This is a genomic window from Chitinimonas violaceus (genome assembly GCF_052601015.1).
The window spans coordinates 17,964-38,760 of the sequence record NZ_JBQXDJ010000021.1 but is presented as its reverse complement, the minus strand read 5'-3'; the positions used below and the strand labels follow the sequence as shown (position 1 = coordinate 38,760).

Below are 20,797 nucleotides of genomic sequence, written 5' to 3'. Positions count from 1 at the left end.
TCTAATCAGGGTTATGCATCATTAACAGTTTAGGTACCGGAGTTTTTCAAACGTTCTTCCACATAATCAAAGGCGATCGAAAGCGCATAGCCGGTATCGAATGTTCCTCCTGCCAGCGCACTACGCAACCACAGCCCGTCGATCAGGGCGGCAAGACCATGGGCGGCGGTACGGGCTTTGGCCGCGGGTAACACACGGCGGAAATGAAAGCAGAGGTTTGAATACAACCGGCGGTTATTCACGCGTTGCAGGCGTTGCAAAGCAGGGTGATGCATGCTGGTTGCCCAGAATGCGAGCCAAGTCTGGATGGCTGGACCGTTTACCTGGCTTTCATTGAAATTTGCTTCGATGATGGCACGCAGATGCGCCTTTGCATCGGCATTGTCCACCAGTTTGCGGCGTTCGCGCAGCGCCTGGCTTAGCGAATGCATCAGGTGCCGCATGGTGGCTTCCAGCAGACCGTTCTTGTCCTGGAAATAATGGCTGATGATGCCATTGGATAAGCCCGCCCGCCGCGCGATGTACGCAATACTGGCATCGCTGAGCCCAACTTCATGAATCGACCTGAGCGTGGCCTGGATCAGCTGCGAGCGTCGAATCGGATGCATTCCCACTTTGGGCATAACGCGTTTACCTGTCAGTACGTTTGGCCAGGAAAATCAGGCTGCAGAGCCTGACTGAATCACCAACCTATTTAAATAAGTTTCCCTTGGGGTTTGGAACCTTACACCCTGGCCACGATCTGTCACGGGCGGCTATCAGCAAGGTGAAGCTTAGCGCAGGAGCCCTGATCACCGCAGCGCAGTGAGGTCGTGGACAGGTTATAGAAATAGCCAAGTAGTTTTCAGAGAGAGTACCCGACTTTTCATTGTCGCCATGTGGCCAATTCAATACTTTGGCGTGCTTTTCCTCCCAGAGGGGCACGCTTGTTATTCGGCCAGTCCTTGATCTATCACTAAACCAAATAGTCGTGAATCAGACGGCAAGCGCACGCCCATTGTGGGTGCGTATTGGGGAAGAGGAATCCTGCTGAATATCTTGTCTTACCCAGCGGTTTACCAGTTGCTAATAGCTTCCTTTTCCCTCGAATGAACTTTGGCTGCCAGCCCATGGCGAGTACCCACGGCTGGTAGGGCCAAGCAGAAATTTTGGTGGGTGAGGTAAGACTGGGGCCCGTTCCCAGCCTTTGAAATAGGTTCTTGGCCTATTACCTTAGGGACGATCCGGGAGCTAAAGGTCACGCATGAAAAACTTGCACACCAGTACCAGTACCAGTACCAGTACCAGTACCAGTACCAGTATCAGCGCTGTTGGCACGATCACCATCGATGACCGGGGTAAAGTCCGGTCTTTTGACGCGGTGTCCGAACGGATATTCGGTTATGTGAGTGAGGAGGTGATCGGCAAGAATGTCTCGATCTGATGCCAGAACCTTATCACTCGGAGCACGATGGGTATCTGAAGCGTTTCAACAGCGAAGGCGATCCGCGTGTGATCGGTAAGGGGCGTGAAGTTATCGGCCAGCGTAAGGATGGCGAGCATTTCCCGATCTGGCTGGCGGTCAACGAAGTGCGTCTGAGTGATGAGCGGGTTTTCGTTGGTTCGGTGGTGGACCTGTCTGAACAGAAGCTGGTCGAGGCCGACCTTGCATCCAGCCTCGAGACTACCAGGGCTATTCTGGATACCGCGGTCAACCCCATCATCACCATCGATGCAAACGGGATTATCCGTTCGTTCAACCCTGCTGCGGAAAAATTATTCGGTTATGACTGGCGCGAGGTGGTTGGCCAGAACGTCAATATGCTGATGCCGGAGCCTTACAAAGCTGGGCACGATGGGTATCTGCAGCGTTATCTTTCTGGTGGCGAACCACGTGTTATTGGCAAGGGGCGGGAGGTTATCGGCCGTCGAAAGGACCAATCTACGTTCCCCATGCACTTGTCCGTGGGAGAGATGCAGGTCACCGGTGGGCGGATGTTCGTTGGCATCATTGCTGACATCAGTAAGTTGAAGGCGGCGGAAGAAGGGCTTGCAGCCAGCCTTGAAACCACACGTGCCATTCTGGATACCGCGGTCAACCCCATCATCACGATCAACGCCTCGTGCATCGTGCAGTCGTTCAACCCTGCCGCCGAAAAGTTGTTTGGTTATCTTTCCGAGGAGGTCCTAAACAAGAACGTCAATGTCCTGATGCCTCACCCCTACCATGGGGAGCACGATGGCTACCTTGCCCGTTATCTTAGCGAGGGTGACCCACGTGTGATCGGTAAGGGGCGTGAAGTGGAGGGCAGAAAGAAAGACGGCTCGATCTTCCCTATGCATTTGTCAGTAGGTGCAATGCGGGTGGGGGGGGAGCCGATGTTTGTCGGCATCATTGCCGACGTTACCGAACTCAAGCGCGCCAAGGAAGATGCGGAAGCTGGCGCCAGGACCAAGGCGGCGTTCGTGGCCAATATGAGCCACGAAATACGTACCCCGATGAATGCCATCATCGGCTTTGCCGAGTTCGTGCTGCACGATCACAGCCTGTCGGCATCAGCGGAGAAATACGTCCAGACCATATTGCGGTCGGCCAATGCCTTGATGGGCATCATCAACGATGTACTGGATGTTTCGAAACTTGAAAGCGGCAAGTTCACCCTGGAGAACGTGTGCTTTCACCTGCCCAATGCATTGGCGGACGCGCTGACCACGATCGAACATCGGGCTGCTGAAAAGAACCTCAAGGTACACCTGGAATACGAAACGGGCCTGCCTGCCCGGGTAATAGGTGACCCGGCCAGGTTACGACAGGTGATACTGAATCTGGTCAGCAATGCGATCAAATTCACCGAACGAGGTAGCGTCACCATTTTGGCAAAAGCAACGGAAGAGCGGGATGTCGTGGCGCTTGCTGTGCAGGATACCGGTATCGGGATGACGCCTGAGCAAACCGCCAGTGTGTTTGAGGCATTTACCCAGGCGGATGTCAGCACCACGAGGCGGTTTGGCGGCACGGGGTTGGGTACGACTATCTCCAAGCAGATTGTGGAGATGATGGGAGGGAAGATCTGGATCGAGAGTGAACCCGGGAAGGGCTCCACCTTCCATTTCACGGCCCGTTTGCCTGAAGCACCGGCAGATGCCGACTGCCTGTACGAAAGCGGCTATGCGATGGTGGATGAGTATGTGTCGCCACGGTTGTTCCATGTGCTGCTGGCTGAGGACATACAGGCCAATGCCACCTTGGCGATATTGCGGTTGAAGCGCCAAGGCCACACGGTGGAATGGTTCCCGGATGGCAAACAGGCCCTTGAGGCTTATATGAAGGGTGGTTTTGACCTGATCCTCATGGACGTCATGATGCCTGAGATGGATGGCTGGACTGCGACGGCCAAGATTCGTGACAGGGAAAAGTACACCGGTGAGCACATCCCGATTCTGGCGCTGACGGCCAGTGTGATGAACGACGATTATCGCAAGTGTCTTTCTGTTGGCATGGATGTCGTTGAAGCCAAACCGCTCGACTTCAACCGCTTGTTTGCTTCAATGGAGCAGGTCGTGCCGGAGGGGAAGGGCAAGCCGAATGTCTCGCAGAAATTCAATATCGAACTACCTGTCGACATGGATTTCACCCCTATCGAGGGTGTAGTCAATGTACGGCGGGCGCTCAAGGTATGGGGGGGCGCACCGGTCTATGCCAAGGCACTGGGTTCGTTCGTGGCGCAACATGGCAACGACGGTGGGGAAATATCGCGGCTCTTGTCTCTCGACTCCGAGAGCTACGAGCCGGTTCGCGCCATGGCGCATGCGCTGAAGGGCGTCGCAGGCAATCTGTATATCGAAGGCGTTGCTGGGCTGGCGTCTGAAATCGATACGGACTTGAAAGTCGGGCGTATCAACGTGGCCCGATCTCGGGTAGATGACCTGAAGCGCATGCTGGATAGTGCCTGCACGGCAATAGGCCGGCTGCGAATGCCGGACCAGAGTGCGGTTGCGCCGCCCCTGGCACATAGTGCGGAGTCGCTCAGCCAATTGTTTTCATCCTTGGTACAGGCGTTGGACGAACTGAATCCGGATGTGGTCGAACCCATTCTTGATGAGCTTGCCCGCTATGTAAGGGCGGGTGACCTTGCGCCGATCAGGACAGAGCTTGAGGCGTTTCGATTTGAGGAGGCAAAAGTCGAGGCGACGGCATTGGCTAACAAGTTAGCGGCCATTGAGGAGCGTTAAGCCATGCAAAAGAAAATCCTGGTGGTAGATGACGAGCCCAACAATCTGCAACTTTTAAGGCAGATTCTGAAGGACCACTATCAATTGATCTTCGCCACAAACGGTGAGCATGCGCTCGAAGCCGTGGCAAAGCATATGCCCAACTTGGTGCTGCTTGATGTCGCTATGCCGGGCATGAATGGCTATGAGGTATGCCGGGTGATCAAGTCGAACCAGCTCACCGAGGATATCCCGGTGATTTTCGTGACAGCGATGGGGGATGTGGAAGACGAGTCGCTGGGGTTCGACGCCGGTGCGGTGGACTATATCCTCAAGCCGGTATCCGGCCCGGTGGTACTGCGCAGAATTCAGACCCATCTTTCGTTGGTGCGAGCCAAGGAACTGGAGGACAGCCAGCGTGAAGCAATCTACATGCTGGGTGCTGCAGGGCACTACAACGATAACGATACCGGTGTGCACATCTGGCGTATGGCAGCTTATGCCCGGGCTTTGGCGACAGCAGCGGGGTGGCCCGACGTGATGGCGGAACGGCTCGAATATGCCGCGGCGATGCACGACTTGGGCAAGATCGGCATTCCCGACGCCATTCTGCAAGCACCGCGCAAGCTGATGTCTGAAGAATGGGAGGTCATGAAGCAGCACCCAGAGATCGGCTACCGGATATTGAGCCGGTCTAACAGTCCGATTTTTGTCCTGGCAGCTGAAATCGCACGTTATCACCACGAGAAATGGGATGGCTCCGGATACCCGATGGCGTTGGCCGGGGAGGCGATTCCCGAGTCAGCCAGGATAGTCTCCCTTGTGGATGTATTTGACGCATTGACCATGAGGCGCCCTTACAAACCGGCATGGAGCGTGGATAACGCCATGGTTGAGATACACAAAGGTTCAGGTACCCACTTCGAACCGCGGTTGGTGAAGGAATTCGAAAGCCATTTGCCGGAAATACTGGAGTTGATGGAGATTTGGAACAAAAAAGAGCAACAGCAGTAATAAGCTTTACGATCCTACTGCGCAGCTGTGATTAGGGCTCATGTGCTGCTCGAAAAGCCCACCACGCAAGGGGGACGCCGAACTGCTACGGCGCAAGCGCCAAGAAGTTCGCAGCCTCATGCACCCAAGTACATTCCGGTTTCTGCGCTGTGCTTCACCCTACTGACGGCTGCTTGCGACAGATCGTAGGCAGTTTCTAGGTCTAGCCAGCTCCTGATTGAGGAGTCAGTGCCCCATCACTCGTTATGGTGGGGGGCACAAGTCGTTCTCACACCGTTGCAAATTCCGGTAGTTGGCAGGTCACATCGTCTTTCGCGACGTAATACGCCACATGGCTGCGCGCCAGCGGTGTGCGCCCTCGAATCCGATCGGCAATTTTCTCGGCGATCATGATGGTGGTGGCGTTCAGGTTGCCGGTGATGATGCGCGGCATGATGGAGGCGTCGACCACCCGTAATCCTTCTAGCCCGTGTACGCGGCCTTGGCCATCCACAACAGCCATGTCGTCTTCGCCCATCTTGCATGAACAGGAGGGGTGGAAGGCGGTTTCGGCACGGGCTCGAATAAAGGCATCGAGCTCTTCGTCGGATTTGAGGTAAGCCCCCGGGCTCAATTCTCTGCCGCGGTAGGGTTCAAGCGCCGGTTGGGACATGATTTCACGGGTGATGCGAATGCCGTCGCGGAATTCCTGCCAGTCTTGTGCGGTAGACATGTAATTGAACAGGATGCTGGGGTGCTGGCGCGGATCGCGTGACTTAATGTGTATGCGGCCACGGCTTGGAGAGCGCATTGAACCCACATGCGCCTGAAAGCCATGTTCCTTGACGGCATTGCTGCCGTTGTAATTGATGGCCACAGGCAGGAAATGGAACTGGATATTCGGCCATTCGAATTCGTCACGTGTGCGGATAAATCCCCCTGCCTCGAACTGGTTGCTCGCACCGATGCCTTTGCCGAGCATCAACCATTCCGCGCCGATGGCAGGTTGGTTCCACCACTGCAGTGCAGGGAACAGGGAGACTGGCTGCTTGCAGGCGTATTGCAGGTACATCTCCAAGTGGTCTTGCAAATTTGCACCCACACCGGGGAGGTCATGCACCAGTGCGATGGCGTGCTCCTGCAATAGCGCGGCAGGACCTACCCCAGAGCGTTGCAGGATTTGCGGAGAGGCAATCGCGCCGCCACAGAGCAATACCTCCCGTGTGGCATGCGCAATTACGGGTTTCTGGGAGTCGTCGATCAGATAAGCCACGCCGATAGCCCGTTTGCCACTGAACAGGATGCGGTCGGTCAGCGCGTAGGTGACGATGGTTAGGTTGTCACGGTCACGCGCCTGGTCGAGGTAACCCCTGGCGGTGCTGGAGCGCCGCCCTGTGGGGGTGACGGTACGGTCCATTGGCCCGAAGCCTTCCTGCCGGTAACCGTTAAGGTCGTCAGTACGGGCATAACCCGCTTGCACGCCGGCTTCCACCATAGCGTGGAACAAGGGGTTATTGCCGGCTTTGGGCGTGGCGACACTGGTCGGGCCATCATCACCGTGGTAAGCGTTGGCGCCGATGTCGCGTGACTCGGCCTTGCGAAAGTACGGCAGGCAATCCAGATAGGTCCAGTCCGCCAGCCCGGGTGCTTTGGCCCAATTGTCAAAGTCGAGCGCATTACCGCGGATGTAGCACATGCCGTTGATGAGCGAGGACCCGCCTAAGCCTTTGCCTCGTCCGCATTCCATACGGCGGTTATTCATATGGGGTTCCGGCTCGGTCTCATACGCCCAGTTGTAGCGCCGCCCTTGCAATGGATAGGCGAGGGCTGCGGGCATCTGGGTACGGAAGTCGAACCGGTAGTCGGGGCCGCCGGCTTCCAGCAGCAGCACCGTTACGTCTGGGTCTTCGGTGAGCCGTGTGGCAAGCACATTACCTGCGGAACCCGCACCGATGATGATGTAATCAAATTCCATGTCTCTTCTCCGTATTGGTGGAGAGGGGGGGTCTCCGTTTTGACCCCTCTCTTTTATCTTTAATGTGAAAGCGTACTTAGGTATCTGCTGCGTGAAGCGTGGGTGGGGAACCTGTGTGCGATCTGTCGCGAGCAGGCGTCAGCAGGGTGAAGCGCAGCGCAGAAACCGGAATGTACTTTTGTACATGAGGCTGCGAACTTCTTGGCGCTTGCGCCGTAGCAGTTCGGCGTCCCCCTTGCGGGGGCTTTCGAGCAGCACATGAGCCCTGATCACGGCTGCGCAGTAAGATCGCGAGGAGAGGTCCTAGAAGACAGAAGTGAACTCACCCATCTCCACCTGCACCGACTTGATGCGGGTGTAATGATTGAGCGTCGACAATCCGTTCTCACGACCTACGCCCGATTGCTTGTAACCGCCAACCGGCATCTCCGCAGGGGATTCGCCCCAGGTATTGATCCAGCAGATGCCGGCTTCCAGCTGGTGGATGATGCGATGCGCCTGCGCGAGTGATGGCGTGACGACGCCGGCTGCCAGGCCATAGTCTGTATTGTTGGCGCGCGCGATGACTTCTTCTTCCGTGTCGTAGGCGAGGATGCTCATCACCGGGCCGAAGATTTCATCGCGGACGATGGCCATATCATCGGTACATTCGCTGAAGACAGTCGGGGTGACATAAGCACCGTTTGCGAATGGCGCTGCGGTGGGGCGTTCACCGCCAATCAGTAAGCGGGCACCTTGTTGTTTGCCGAGTTCGATATAGCTGAGCACCTTGTCGAGGTGGCCGAAGCTCGATAGCGGACCGAAGTTGGTCTCGGGTTGCAGCGGGTCGCCCATACGGATGCGCCGTACGCGTTCGACCACCTTGGCTTCGAAGGCGGCTTGCAGTGTGCGCGGTACAAAAACACGGGTGCCGTTGGTACAAACCTGGCCGACGCTGAAATAGTTGGCCATGACAGCAATGTCGGCTGCACGGTCCAGATCGGCATCCGCACAGATAATGAGCGGGGATTTCCCCCCCAGCTCCATGGTCACCTCCTTCAGCGAGGAACTCGAGGCGCTGGCCATGACTTTCTTGCCCGTCGCTGTGCCGCCGGTAAAGGAAACCTTCGCGATGGCTGGGTGTTCGGTTAACCATTGGCCTACTTCAGGTCCACGGCCATTGAGCACGTTGAACAGGCCATCGGGCAAACCAGCTTCGGTGTAGATTTCTGCCAGTTTCAGCGCTGAAAGCGGTGTGATCTCGCTGGGTTTGAAGATCATTGCATTGCCGGCTGCAAGTGCTGGGGCCGATTTCCATAAGGCGATCTGGATGGGGTAATTCCACGCACCGATGCCCACCACCACGCCCAGCGGTTCGCGACGGGTATAGATGAAGCTGCTTTCACGCAGGGGAATCTGTGTACCTTCAATGGCCGGGATCAGCCCAGCGTAGTACTCCAATACATCTGTGCCGCTCAGGATGTCCACTGTAAGGGTTTCAGCCAGCGGCTTGCCGGTATCCAAGGTTTCCAGTTCTGCGAGCGCATTGTTGTTTTGCCGCAGAATGTCCACCGCACGTCGCATAACACGGGAGCGTTGCATGGCTGGCATTGCTGCCCAACGCTTCTGCCCTTCGACTGCACTGGCAATGGCCAATTCCACATCTTCCCTGCCAGCGCTCTGCACCTTTGCCAGCACTTCGCCATTGGTAGGATTGATTGTTTCGAAGGTATTTCCGCTGCGGGCATTCACGTAACACCCACCCAGATAGAGCTGTTGTTCTGCGAATCGGGGCATTATGGTTTCCTTGGGTTATCGGCATAGTTCGGCTGCCCTTTGGACAGGTTCTTAGAACCGTTCACAATCTTGCGGCGCAGTTGTGACAAGGGCTTATGTGCTGCTCTGTACCCTACTGACAACTGCTCGCTACAGATTGTGAACAAGTTCTTGCGAACGGTTACAACCTCGCCGGGCAATCTGCTAACCCTATTGTATTTTTATTGAACACTCAAACAAAAAAACATAGACCGGCTTGTCATCGAACGGTAGATTGCCTGCCGCAGGCTGGCGGTATGCGGTTTTACGCCGATTTGCCAATACAACAAAACAATGGCTTGTAAAGCATGGAGAGACACCTGGATGACAACTGCTTTACCCATAACAAAAGCAACAGGGCATGCGCAGCTGAACCCTGTGGTTTTTTGGGGCTCGACGATATTGAGTCTGGCTCTGACCCTGTTGCTGATTCTTTTTCCCGATAATGCCGGTAACTGGCTTTCGAAGGCACAAAGCCAGCTTTCGCGAGGTTTTGGCTGGTATTACATGCTGGCGATCGGGATATACCTGTTTTTTGTGATCTATGTCGCTTTTTCCCGCTTCGGTGAATTGAAACTGGGGGCTGACCACGAACGACCCGCATTCAGTTTCATGGCGTGGACAGGTATGTTGTTTTCATCAGGCATCGGTATCTCGCTGTTGTACTTCGCCGCGTCTGAGCCGATCGACCATCTTTTCAATCCTCCTGAGGGGGCGCCAAATACTCAGCAGGTTGCTCGCCAGGCATTGCAGCTGACCTTTCTGCACTGGGGGGTGCACGGTTGGGCGATTTATGCGCTGGTAGGTTTGGCCGTGGGGTATTTCGCTTACAGGCATAACCAGCCACTGGCTTTGCGCTCGGCGCTTTATCCGATTTTTGGTGAGCGCCTGATGAAAGGCGGCGTGGGCAATGCTGTGGATTGCTTTGGTATTTGCGTGACTTTGCTGGGCCTTGTGACCAATCTGGGCATTGGGGCTTTGCAGGTGTATTCAGGCTTGAACTACCTCTTCGGTTGGATGAGCAGCCAAGGTGGTTTGCTGGCGGTGATTCTTTTGATGAGCCTTGTGGCGACGTTGGCTGCGGTGTCGGGCATCGAACGTGGCATTCGCCGGCTGTCCAACCTCAATATCGTGCTGTTCTGCTGCCTGTTGTTGTTTGTTTTGTTTTCGGGCAACACGCTGCATCTGCTCAACTGCCTGGTCCAGAATGTGGGGGACTACCTCAATGGCTTGGTGTTGAAGACGTTCGATCTGTACGTGTATACCGGTCAGTCTGGTAAGAGCGAGGCCTGGATGGGGTTGTGGACCCTGTTTTACTGGGCATGGTGGATTTCATGGGGACCATTCGTCGGCATGTTCATCGCCCGTATTTCCCGTGGCCGTACCGTGCGTGAGCTTGTCTGTGGCGTGTTGTTGATTCCGCTGGGTTTCACCCTGGTCTGGCTATCGGTATTTGGTAATAGCGCGCTTGATCTGGTGATGAACCAGCAAGACACGGTGCTCGCCAAGGCTGCGTTGGAACAGCCTGCCATGTCTATCTATCTTCTGCTTGCGCACTATCCGTTTGCGAAGCTGGTGATCGGCTTGTCGATTTGCGTTGGCTTTGTATTGTTCGTCACCCCGGCCGATTCGGGCTCGGTGATGTTGGCCAATCTGTCGCGCACCGGGAGAGAGTTGGATGAAGATGCCCCGAACTGGCTGCGCATCTTCTGGTCGATTGTCGTGACGGTGGTGACGATAGGCCTGTTGTTCGCCGGCAATTTTGCTGCCATGCAAACGGTGGTGGTGCTGGCGGGGTTGCCATTTTCAGTGGTGCTGCTGCTTTACATTGTCTCGTTGCTTAAAGCGATGCGGGAGGATGTGAAGAAGTTGAACCAGCCTGTGGGTTCCGAAATACCTTTGCCGAGCGACAAGCCGGTAGCGCATGGTAGAGGTGCAGGATAGATAGCTTAGCGTTGTGAGGGCACGTTTACGGTCTACTTTGAGCAGCGGCCACCGTACTGTAAGACCGTAAACAGGCTCTCATTTCATATCGCGCAATGCCCAACCGAGGCTTAATACAACACGCCTGCTTTCACATTGGCTGACGCTGTGTGTCATCTGATCGGGGCGGAAGAAAAACAGACGCTGGCCGACTGACCAGCAAGGGCGGTCCTGCGCATCGTGGCATTCAAATTTCCCACCTCGGGCAGGTTGCCACAGTACAAGGTTGATACGGTAATGGCAGCCATCGCTTACTTTGTCGACATGGGGTGGGATATGGCTGCCCGTCGGGTAAAGAATCAGGTGCCCATCAAACCCAAGTAAACGCCCACCGAGCCATGCAGGCCACTTCACATGCAGAAAAGTGAAGGTCTGATAGCCGGTTTGTTGCCGTCCTGCACGGAATCCGATGGGCATGGCACACCAAAGCAGACGTTTAATTCACTAGCGCAGTTCGTTGGGCAGCGATGAGTTCGCGAATACCGCCTTCCGCCAGTTCGATCAAGGCGTTCATCTCGCTGCGGCTAAAGGGCGCACCTTCGGCGGTGCCCTGGAGCTCAACAAAACCACCGGCTGCTGTCATCACCACGTTCATATCAGTATCGCAATCGCTGTCTTCGATATAGTCGAGGTCAAGCACCGGCTGGCCTTTGAAAACACCGACTGATACGGCGGCCACGTGTTCACGGATGGGACTGCTCGTCAATTTTCCGGTTGCAATCAGCTTGTTGATGGCGTCTTGCAGTGCGACAAAGGCACCGGTAATGCTGGCGCAGCGGGTGCCCCCGTCTGCCTGGATCACGTCGCAGTCGATACTGATCTGCCTTTCACCCAATGCTTTGAGATCGACAACCGCGCGCAGGCTGCGCCCGATCAGGCGTTGAATTTCCTGCGTACGGCCGCTTTGCTTGCCGCTGGCGGCTTCGCGCTTCATGCGACTGTTGGTGGAGCGTGGCAGCATGCCATATTCGGCGGTAACCCAACCCTCGCCCATGCCCTTCAGGAACGGCGGCACGCTTTCCTCTACTGACGCGGTGCAGATGACCTTGGTGTCACCCATTTCGATCAACACCGAACCTTCGGCATGACGGGTGAAGTTACGGGTGATACGAACAGTACGAAGCTGCTGTGGTGTACGGCCGGATGGGCGCATGGGTAGACCTCCTTGCAAATCAAGGTGCTGAGTATATCGCAGCCTCAAACAGCTAGAGTGCAGCGCGACAGGCTTCTGAAAAACAAACACCGTGTAAAGTGATTTGCACGGTGTTTGGAGGATTTTTCTAGGGCAGGCAATCAGCGGGAGTATTTATTGATCGCGTTCTGGATTTCTTCAATCGCGGCTTCAATATCAGCCTCAGTGATTTCCTTGCTGTCCTTTAGTGACTTGTCGGCACTCAGGGTATTGAGCTTGGTGGTAACTTCACCGTCGGACAGCTGTTTGGTGGAGAGGCTGCCGCTACTGCTGGAGTCATCCTCATCGTGCCAATTTATGCCGACAACGGTCAGGTTGTCACAATGAGGGCCGCCGCGGATTTCTGCGCGGTCGAGCAACTGAGGCAAGGCATACAGGACGGGATAGTCTGTCAGCATCTGTTCCAGCTCTGTCTGGGTAACGCCACCCCATAGTCCGTCCGTACAGAGCAATATGGTGTCGCCATCCTTCAGTGGTATTTTGCCGCCTATTTCCACCTCGGGTGGAAACATCGAGCCCAGGCAGTTATAGATTTTGTTCTTTTCCGGGTGCCGTTCGGCCTCGGCGGCGGTCAGCCGGCCCTGTTCCACCAACTGCTGTACCTTGGAATGATCGCGGGTACGCACAACTGCCTGGTTATTGCGGATGACATACAGGCGCGAATCACCGACATGAGCCCAGTACAGCACACCATCCTGAATGATTGCGGAGACCACCGTCGTGCGTGGGGTTTCCAGCAGGCTGTGGTTGGCTGCGTAATTGAAAATGGCATCGTGGCACTTCATGCAGCCATCAGCCATGAACTGATGTGGGTTCTGGATGGTAGGCTTGGCTTTCTTCTGGAACAGTTCCGCCATCAATTCAACCGTGACCTGCGCTGCGACTTCACCGTGCAAATGCCCGCCCATCCCGTCGGCTACGACCATCAGCAATGAATCGCGGCTGTAGGAATAGCACATGCGGTCCTGGTTGTACTGGCGCGCCCCCCGGCGTGTTTCTTGGAATATGGTGAATTTCATTTTGTTTCTCCCTTGCCCCTTGCCAAGACATCCATGCGACCAAAGCGGGTCACGGTGGTCTTGAGGCTAGCAAGCAGTCCCCCCTGCTTGACCATGGGTTCAGTTGCGATGTCGACCAGGATTTTTTGTACTTCGCGCACACTTTGGGGCCGAGCCAGCGGATCGAGCTGCAAGCTCCAGTCAACCAATTCCAGCAAGCGGGGCGAGTAACGGCCTGACCAGGCTTTTTTGACTGACTGGTAACGGTCATCTTTCACGCGCTGGTCCGCCGCTTGTGGCGCCATGCCGCACATGCAGGCAAATAAAGTTGCACCTACGCTGTAAATGTCACTCCATGGCCCGAGCTTATCCCGGTCGGCATATTGCTCGGGCGAGGCGAACCCAGGGGTATACATGGGGGTGAATTTACTTAGCGCCGTTTGATTCAAGGCTTCGCGCGCGGAACCAAAATCGAGCAGCACCGGGCTGCCATCACGACGGATGTACAGGTTGGCGGGTTTGATATCGAGGTGCAGCATTTTCTTCAAATGCACTTCACGCAGGCCATTCAAAAGATGGGCGAACACGTAAAGAATCATGTTTTCTTTTACGCCGCCTTCCGTCAGTTGAATTTCCTTTTGCAGCGTCCGGCCCCGCTCATATTCCATCACCATGTAAACGGTTTCATTGGCGCGGAAGAAGTTGATTACACGCACAATATTCGGGTGGCGGATCTGCGCCAGCGTTTTGCCTTCTTCGAAGAAACACTTCATTCCGTGCCGGAACAAAGCCAGATTGTCGGCCGAGGTGGCGACTACGCGTTCGCCCTCGCTACGCAGCGCCAGGGCGTTGGGCAGGTATTCCTTGATGGCAACAGGTTGGTCGTGCTCATCGTGCGCCAAGTAGACGATGGAAAACCCGCCCGCCGACAATTGCTTGACGATGGTGTAGTTGAGCAGCTGATAGCCGCGCTCTAGCGGTAGATTACTCGGTGGTGGCATCAGGGCATGCTTGGTCGCTGTGGTAGAATCCGGGCCACTTCGATCCGGTGTTTTTGTTGCTTCTGCTGCAGATTGTGGTTTTGCCTCGCAACAAAGTCAAAGCGGGCGCATATCTTATTTGGTCTGGCGGATGTCTGTATGCCATTTGCATCCGCCGGGGGTCGAAGTGGGCAACTGTGTTGCGGATGCGGTGCAATAGGGGTGGCTGAACAACATGTAGCAACTTATTGTCCCGATAAAACAGCAGGCTAGCCTTCTTCTCTGCATCTGTGTGCTTTGCCAAAGCCGCTAACATAGATTGACTGGGCTGCACGCTGTTTTCCTTTGCTTCTGGGGCATGGTCGGCTGAAACCGGCTTTCCCCATAGTCAATAGAACCTGAATTTGGAGTTCCGCATGATCCTAAGTATGACAGGCTATGCCGTTGCCACCAGGGAGCTCGCGGGTGGGCTGCTGAGCGTTGAGTTACGCGCAGTAAACCATCGTTTCCTCGATCTTAGCTTGCGTCTGCCAGAAGAGTTACGTTTGATTGAAAATCAGCTGCGCGAGAAGCTGGCCGGTAGGGTGTCGCGTGGCAAACTGGATTGTCGGATCGGTTTCTCTGCGCGTGCCGAAACCCAGCCGCGGTTGCAGTTGAATACGGATCTTCTCAAGCAACTGGTCGTTCTGTCGAACCAAGCTCATGAAGTAGCGCCTAACGCAGGAGACCTGCGTATGGGAGAGCTCCTGCGCTGGCCTGGTGTGCTGGTGACCGATTCGGTAACGCCTGAAGCCATGCAGCAGACTGCATTGGCGTTGCTGGATCTGGCGCTGGCGGATTTTGCGGCGACGCGGGGCCGGGAGGGCGAGAAACTTGCCGCTTCCATGGTGGAGCGCGTGGACAAGATGGCGGCAATCGTTGCTGAAGTGCAGCCACGCCTGCCAGCCATTGTGGCCGCTTATGACGAGAAGCTGAAGCAGCGTCTTGTCGAAGCGCTTGGCAGTGCCGATGACGATCGCGTCCGTCAGGAAGTTGCGTTGTTTGCACAGAAAATCGATGTCGCTGAGGAATTGACGCGGCTGACTACCCATATTACCGAGCTGCGCCGTATCCTGAAAGCCGGTGGTGCAGTCGGCAAACGGTTGGATTTCCTGATGCAGGAATTGCATCGTGAAGCCAACACTTTGGGCTCAAAGTCGGTAGCGGTCGAGACAAGCCAGGCATCGTTGGAATTGAAGGTGTTGATTGAACAGATGCGTGAGCAGGTGCAGAACATCGAGTAGACAAGCGTGTCGCGAGGGGTGAAGTCCTGACATTCGTATGCGCCAGGCCCTTGTGGAAGGCGTGCCCGGTTCCTCTGTACTACGCTGTGAACCATTTAGCAATAGCAGATAGCTGTGGCGGCGTGGCGATTGTGTTACGCTGCAATGAAGCCGTTCGAATCAATGAGATACTGCAAATGAGCAAAGGCAAGCTTTTCATCCTTGCGGGGCCTTCGGGCGCTGGCAAGGCAACCCTGGTTCACGCGTTGCTGGCAGCGGATTCCAAGGTACAGTTGTCCATTTCCTTTACTTCGCGTGCACCGCGTGAAGGGGAGAAAAATGGGCGTGAATACCATTTTGTCAGCCGCGAGGAATTCCTCGCCATGGCAAGCCGTGGTGAGTTTCTTGAGCATGCTGAAGTGCATGGCAACCTGTATGGCACTTCGCAAAAATGGATCAACGATGCCATGAGCCGTGGCCAGGACATCCTGCTTGAGATCGATGTGCAAGGCGCCCAGCAGGTGCGCCGGGTATTCGATAACTCAGTTGGTGTGTTTGTTCTGCCGCCGAGCGCTGAGGTGTTGGAGCGCCGCCTGCGTAACCGTGGCACAGACAGCGAAGATGCCATCGTCAAGCGCTTGGCGAATGCCCGTCAGGAAATCACCCACGTTGGTGAATTTGATTATGTGATCGTCAACGAGCATATCGATGAAGCCGTTCGTGACATCATCGGTGTAGTACGGGCGGAACGCTTGCGTTATATCGCGCAGGCTGATCGTCACCGCGACCTGATTGCCAGCCTGCAAGGCTGAGCCCAATTGTTTTTCGTGCCGGCCGCCATGCCGGTCGTTTATCTGGAGTAGTGAAATGGCCCGTATTACTGTTGAAGATTGTCTGGATCGTATCCCTAACCGTTTCGACCTGACCCTCGCTGCGGCCTACCGTGCCCGTCAGCTGGCCAATGGTTCCACACCGCTGGTGGAAGGCGCTGGTCGCGATAAGCCGACGGTGGTTGCCCTGCGTGAAATGGCCGCAGGTAAGATCGGCCTGGAAATGCTGACGCGTACACGCAGCTAAAGATAGGCAGGTAGACAAAAAGCGGGCCCGAGCCCGCTTTTTGTCCCTTTGCAGCTATGCTATACGCCGCCGAACTGCCAGTCCCTGAGGAATACGCCACCCGTGTGGCGCAGGATGCCAATACTTTGCTGGCCAAGGTGGCCGGTTACCTGAAGCCTGAAGATTTACCGCTGCTCGAAGCTGCTTTCAAGTTCAGCGCCGAATGCCACAAGACGCAGCTGCGTAAGAGTGGCGAGCCTTATATCACCCATCCCCTGGCAGTCGCCGATATCCTGGCAGACCATCACCTGGATGCACAGGCCCTGATGGCGGCCTTTCTGCACGACACCATGGAAGATACGGGTGTCACCAAGATCGAACTGACGGAGCGCTTCGGTAAGCCGATTGCCGACCTTGTCGATGGTCTGTCCAAGCTTGAGAAGCTGGAATTCCAGAGTAAAGAGGAAGCGCAGGCGGAGAACTTCCGTAAGATGCTGATGGCGATGGCGCGTGATGTGCGCGTTATCCTCGTGAAGCTTGCTGACCGCTTGCACAATATGCGGACCCTCAGCCATATGCGCGAGGACAAGCAAAAGCGCATTGCGGCTGAAACGCTGGAAATCTATGCCCCTATCGCCAACCGTATCGGCTTGCACGGCATCTATCAGGAGCTGGAGGATTGGAGCTTCAGGTATCTGCACCCGATGCGCTATGAGGTGCTGGGCAAGGCATTGAAAGCTGCGCGCGGTAACCGACGTGAGGTTGTCAGCAAGATACTCGATGCGATCAAGCATAAGCTGGCGGAAGCGCAAGTTGAGGCGACCGTCTATGGCCGGGAGAAGCATCTGGCCAGCATCTACAAGAAGATGCAGGAAAAGCACCTGAGTTTTTCCGAGGTGTTGGATATCTATGGTTTCCGGGTCATCGTCAAAGATGTACCCACCTGCTACTTGGCTTTGGGTACTTTGCACGGCTTGTACAAGCCTCGGCCCGGTACGTTCAAGGACTATATCGCCATTCCAAAGCCCAACGGCTACCAGAGCCTGCACACTGCGCTTTCCGGTCCTTACGGTACGCCTATCGAAGTGCAGGTACGCACGCACGATATGCATAAGGTGGCGCAGGCGGGGGTCGCTTCGCACTGGATGTATAAGTCCGGTGACGATGGTGTAAGCGATGTGCAGCAGAAGACCCACCAATGGTTGCAGTCGCTGCTTGAGATCCAGTCGATGTCGGGTGACTCGGTGGAGTTCCTCGAACATATCAAGGTCGACCTGTTCCCCGGCGAAGTCTATGTCTTCACGCCCAAAGGCAAGATATTGACGTTGCCGCAAGGCGCCAGTGCAGTTGACTTTGCCTATGCGGTGCACTCGGATATCGGTAATCGCTGCATCGCCGTGCGTATCAATTACGACCTGATGCCCTTGCGTACAACCTTGAAAACAGGGGACCAGGTCGAGATCATCACCGCCACCACTGCGCGACCCAACCCCAGTTGGTTGAATTTTGTCGTGACCGGCAAGGCACGTTCGCACATCCGTCATTTCCTCAAGACCATGCGTTATGAGGAGGCAGTGACGCTGGGTGAGCGTATGCTAAACCAATCGGTACGCGCCTTGATGAACCAGGTGACCGAGCTGCCTGCCGAGGCATGGGATCGTTATTTGAAGGAAAATGCACCATCCAAGCGTGATGAGATCCTCGCAGATATCGGCCTGGGCAAACGTCTGGGGGTAGTGGTTGGGCAACGGTTGTTGACCCTTGCTGGGCTGTTGTCGGAAGGCGAAGCCAATAGCGGCCCAATTCTGATCCGCGGTACCGAAGGTGTTGCGGTGCAATTCTCGCGCTGCTGTAACCCTATCCCCGGTGACCCTATCATCGGCCTGATCAAGCAGGGCCAGGGCTTGGTGATCCATACCCATGATTGCCCGCAGGTGGTGGGCAGGCACAGCAAGTTCGACCCGGATAAGCTCCTGGAAGTGGAATGGGACGTGCCGATCGGTAAGCTTTTCGATGTGCAGATCAGGGTATTGGCCATGCATGAGCGTGGGGCATTGGCGGAAATCGCCGCTTCTATCTCAGATGCCGCCGCCAATATCGAGAATGTGCGCATGGACAAGGACGCCGATGGCGACCGTTACACCGAAATTAGTTTCACCGTGCAGGTCGAGAACCGTCAGCATCTCGCCCGCGTCATGCAAGCGCTGCGCAGCCTGGAACGTGTTGTTCGCATTCATCGGCTCAAGGGCAGCGGCGGCCATTCTTGATTAAAATCGCAATCTGTTTTTCCTACCCGCATTATCGTGATCGACATCCAAATCAATGGCGTCAGCCATCAATTCTCTACCGCCTTGACGCTTGCTGCGCTGATTACGCAGTTGGGCCACGCAGGCCGTCGTATTGCCATTGAGCGTAATGGTGAGATCGTGCCCAAGGGCATGTTCAACGAAACCCTGCTGCAGTCTGGCGATAAGTTGGAAATCGTCGTGGCAGTGGGTGGTGGTTGACGCTTGATATTGGCTGGTTTCAATTGCGGCACCGGATTCATGCCCATCTGATTTTTCGGAAGGTGTTCCGATTTTTCAGCCCATGAGTCTTTAGCAAGGCTGCGCAGTATAGAGCCTGTTCAAAGCTTGCTAGCTAGAGCAAGACAAGGCGAAAACAACTAAGGAAGTGGCGTTTACGCGTGGTAAATGCGCATTCCAAGGGGGTTTTCAACGCCGTATTGCTGATGCGCAGCAGATTTTGAACAGGTTCTAAGATCGTAAACAGGTTCTTAGGAGTTCCCCATGCAAATAGGCATGCCCCTTTCCATAGCGGGCCGCGATTACGGCTCACGCTTGCTGGTCGGCACTGGTAAATACAAGGATTTTGCAGAGACACGCGCAGCGATTGATGCTTCTGGCGCAGAGATTGTGACCGTCGCCATCCGCCGGGTAAACATCGGTCAGGAAGCAAATACACCCAGCCTGCTTGATTTTGTGCCACCCGATCGGTTCACTTACCTACCCAATACCGCAGGCTGCTATAGCGCGGATGATGCTGTGCGTACTTTGCGCTTGGCGCGTGAACTGCTCGATGGCCACAAATTGGTCAAGCTGGAAGTGCTGGGTGACCCACATACCCTGTTCCCCAATGTGTTGGAAACGCTGAAAGCTGCCCAAACGCTGGTCAAGGAGGGTTTCGATGTGATGGTTTATACCTCGGATGACCCTATTGTTGCCAGGCAGCTCGAAGAGATCGGTTGCTGTGCCATCATGCCCTTGGCCAGCTTGATCGGCTCGGGCATGGGCATTCTCAACCCCTGGAATCTCAAACTCATCATCGAACAGTCCCGTGTGCCGGTGATTGTTGATGCTGGGGTTGGTACTGCATCGGATGCAGCAATTGCCATGGAGCTCGGTTGCGATGGTGTGCTCATGAATACGGCGATTGCTGCAGCACAAGACCCGGTACTGATGGCAAGCGCCATGAGAAAAGGCGTCGAAGCGGGTCGTGAAGCTTTCCTCGCTGGGCGGATGCCGAAAAAGTTCTATTCGGCCAGCCCCAGCTCACCCACTGTGGGCATGATTGCCTAAAGCTTGTTTACGATCTGTCGTGAGCAGCACATAAGCGCCAACCGCTTGTGCAGTAAAGAGCGTAAACAGGTTCATATTGGATTTGAATTTCAGAAAGCCTTTAGATGGAAGACCCGAAACACCGCCATATCCGCAGCTTTGTATTGCGGCAAGGCCATTTTTCCGAAGCTCAGACCCGCGCTGTAGAGGCGGGTTTGCCACTTTGGGGGATCGAATATCGCCCTGAGTTGATTGATCTCGATACGGCCTTTGGTCGTACCGCGCCCAAGGTATTGGAAATCGGTTTTGGTATGGGCGGGGCGACCGCCGATATCGCTGCAGCTCGTCCGGATACCGATTTCCTGGGCATCGAGGTTCATGGCCCAGGGGTGGGGAATCTGCTGAAGCTGATTGAAGAAAAGCAGCTGACGAATATCCGGGTCATGCGCCACGATGCGGTTGAAGTGCTTGAGCATATGCTGGCCGAAAACAGCCTGGATGGCTTCCACCTCTATTTCCCCGATCCTTGGCCGAAAAAGCGGCATCACAAACGCCGCCTGGTGCAGCCGGAATTTCTTGAGCGCATCGTCAAGCGTCTGAAACCTGGCGCCTATATTCATATGGCTACCGATTGGGAAGACTATGCAGTACAGATGCTGGAAGTGCTGTCTGCCAATGCCCAGCTGCAAAACACAGCACAGACCTATGCCGAGCGCCCGGCCTGGCGTCCGTTGACCAAGTTTGAACAACGGGGTCTTAACCTCGGGCATGGGGTGTGGGACCTTATTTTCGTCAAGCGCGCTGTCTGATAGCCTC

Annotated in this window: 17 protein-coding genes and 1 pseudogene; 11 read left to right on the top strand and 7 right to left on the bottom strand. The window is 55.5% G+C overall.

Going from position 1 to position 20,797, the window contains the following annotated elements:
• Positions 1-29: 29 nt before the first annotated feature.
• Positions 30-623, bottom strand: coding sequence for a transcriptional regulator BetI (betI, locus tag ACUHMQ_RS09515; RefSeq protein WP_445295223.1), 594 nt, complete (start codon positions 621-623; stop codon positions 30-32).
• A 620-nt stretch (positions 624-1,243) separates the two neighbouring features.
• Here betI and ACUHMQ_RS09510 point away from each other — a divergent pair.
• The 3 genes and pseudogenes from ACUHMQ_RS09510 to ACUHMQ_RS09500 form a co-directional block, all read left to right on the top strand.
• Positions 1,244-3,096 (top strand): annotated as a pseudogene (locus ACUHMQ_RS09510) (PAS domain S-box protein); the annotation flags it as partial.
• A 57-nt stretch (positions 3,097-3,153) separates the two neighbouring features.
• Positions 3,154-4,212 carry a response regulator gene (locus ACUHMQ_RS09505; RefSeq protein ID WP_445295248.1) on the top strand — a complete coding sequence of 353 codons (1,059 nt, stop codon included), beginning with the start codon at positions 3,154-3,156 and terminating at the stop codon, positions 4,210-4,212.
• Positions 4,213-4,215: 3 nt separating this feature from the next.
• The gene (locus tag ACUHMQ_RS09500) at positions 4,216-5,205 is read left to right on the top strand and encodes a response regulator (RefSeq protein ID WP_445295222.1); all 990 of its coding nucleotides are present in this window, start codon (positions 4,216-4,218) and stop codon (positions 5,203-5,205) included.
• Positions 5,206-5,473: 268 nt separating this feature from the next.
• Here ACUHMQ_RS09500 and betA read toward each other — a convergent pair whose 3' ends face one another.
• Together betA and betB are read right to left on the bottom strand one after the other, a co-directional pair.
• A complete protein-coding gene (betA, locus tag ACUHMQ_RS09495; protein WP_445295221.1) occupies positions 5,474-7,159 on the bottom strand; it encodes a choline dehydrogenase in 1,686 nt (561 codons plus the stop codon).
• A gap of 303 nt (positions 7,160-7,462) precedes the next feature.
• A complete protein-coding gene (gene betB, locus ACUHMQ_RS09490) occupies positions 7,463-8,935 on the bottom strand; it encodes a betaine-aldehyde dehydrogenase (protein WP_445295220.1) in 1,473 nt (490 codons plus the stop codon).
• Between the two features lie 342 nt (positions 8,936-9,277).
• Here betB and ACUHMQ_RS09485 point away from each other — a divergent pair, with 342 nt between their 5' ends.
• On the top strand, positions 9,278-10,897 hold the full coding sequence (locus ACUHMQ_RS09485; protein WP_445295219.1) for a BCCT family transporter: 1,620 nt from the start codon (positions 9,278-9,280) through the stop codon (positions 10,895-10,897).
• Between the two features lie 78 nt (positions 10,898-10,975).
• On the opposite strand, the gene ACUHMQ_RS09480 is transcribed toward ACUHMQ_RS09485, so the two are convergent.
• From ACUHMQ_RS09480 to ACUHMQ_RS09465, 4 genes are all read right to left on the bottom strand, one after another.
• Positions 10,976-11,353 (bottom strand): 2OG-Fe(II) oxygenase, encoded by a 378-nt coding sequence (locus tag ACUHMQ_RS09480; RefSeq protein WP_445295218.1) that lies wholly within the window; start codon positions 11,351-11,353, stop codon positions 10,976-10,978.
• A gap of 19 nt (positions 11,354-11,372) precedes the next feature.
• Entirely contained in the window at positions 11,373-12,089 is a 717-nt protein-coding gene (gene rph, locus ACUHMQ_RS09475; RefSeq protein ID WP_445295217.1) for a ribonuclease PH, read from the bottom strand.
• A 140-nt stretch (positions 12,090-12,229) separates the two neighbouring features.
• Complete coding sequence (locus tag ACUHMQ_RS09470; protein WP_445295216.1) at positions 12,230-13,147, bottom strand: PP2C family protein-serine/threonine phosphatase; 918 nt, start codon at positions 13,145-13,147, stop codon at positions 12,230-12,232.
• Complete coding sequence (locus ACUHMQ_RS09465) at positions 13,144-14,127, bottom strand: serine/threonine protein kinase (protein WP_445295215.1); 984 nt, start codon at positions 14,125-14,127, stop codon at positions 13,144-13,146. Before ACUHMQ_RS09465 ends, ACUHMQ_RS09470 begins: the two co-directional genes overlap by 4 nt.
• A 395-nt stretch (positions 14,128-14,522) precedes the next feature.
• On the opposite strand from ACUHMQ_RS09465, the gene ACUHMQ_RS09460 reads away from it, so the two are divergent.
• From ACUHMQ_RS09460 to trmB, 7 genes are all read left to right on the top strand, one after another.
• Positions 14,523-15,389, top strand: coding sequence for a YicC/YloC family endoribonuclease (locus tag ACUHMQ_RS09460; protein ID WP_445295214.1), 867 nt, complete (start codon positions 14,523-14,525; stop codon positions 15,387-15,389).
• A gap of 176 nt (positions 15,390-15,565) precedes the next feature.
• The gene (gene gmk, locus ACUHMQ_RS09455; RefSeq protein ID WP_445295213.1) at positions 15,566-16,180 is read left to right on the top strand and encodes a guanylate kinase; all 615 of its coding nucleotides are present in this window, start codon (positions 15,566-15,568) and stop codon (positions 16,178-16,180) included.
• A 55-nt stretch (positions 16,181-16,235) separates the two neighbouring features.
• Positions 16,236-16,445: a DNA-directed RNA polymerase subunit omega gene (rpoZ, locus tag ACUHMQ_RS09450; protein ID WP_445295212.1), complete on the top strand. Its 210-nt coding sequence runs from the start codon at positions 16,236-16,238 to the stop codon at positions 16,443-16,445.
• 56 nt (positions 16,446-16,501) lie between these two features.
• The gene (locus ACUHMQ_RS09445; protein ID WP_445295211.1) at positions 16,502-18,691 is read left to right on the top strand and encodes a RelA/SpoT family protein; all 2,190 of its coding nucleotides are present in this window, start codon (positions 16,502-16,504) and stop codon (positions 18,689-18,691) included.
• A 36-nt stretch (positions 18,692-18,727) separates the two neighbouring features.
• Positions 18,728-18,931 carry a sulfur carrier protein ThiS gene (gene thiS / locus ACUHMQ_RS09440; protein WP_445295210.1) on the top strand — a complete coding sequence of 68 codons (204 nt, stop codon included), beginning with the start codon at positions 18,728-18,730 and terminating at the stop codon, positions 18,929-18,931.
• 282 nt (positions 18,932-19,213) lie between these two features.
• Entirely contained in the window at positions 19,214-20,002 is a 789-nt protein-coding gene (locus tag ACUHMQ_RS09435) for a thiazole synthase (protein ID WP_445295209.1), read from the top strand.
• 104 nt (positions 20,003-20,106) lie between these two features.
• On the top strand, positions 20,107-20,790 hold the full coding sequence (gene trmB / locus ACUHMQ_RS09430) for a tRNA (guanosine(46)-N7)-methyltransferase TrmB (protein ID WP_445295208.1): 684 nt from the start codon (positions 20,107-20,109) through the stop codon (positions 20,788-20,790).
• Positions 20,791-20,797: the final 7 nt, after the last annotated feature.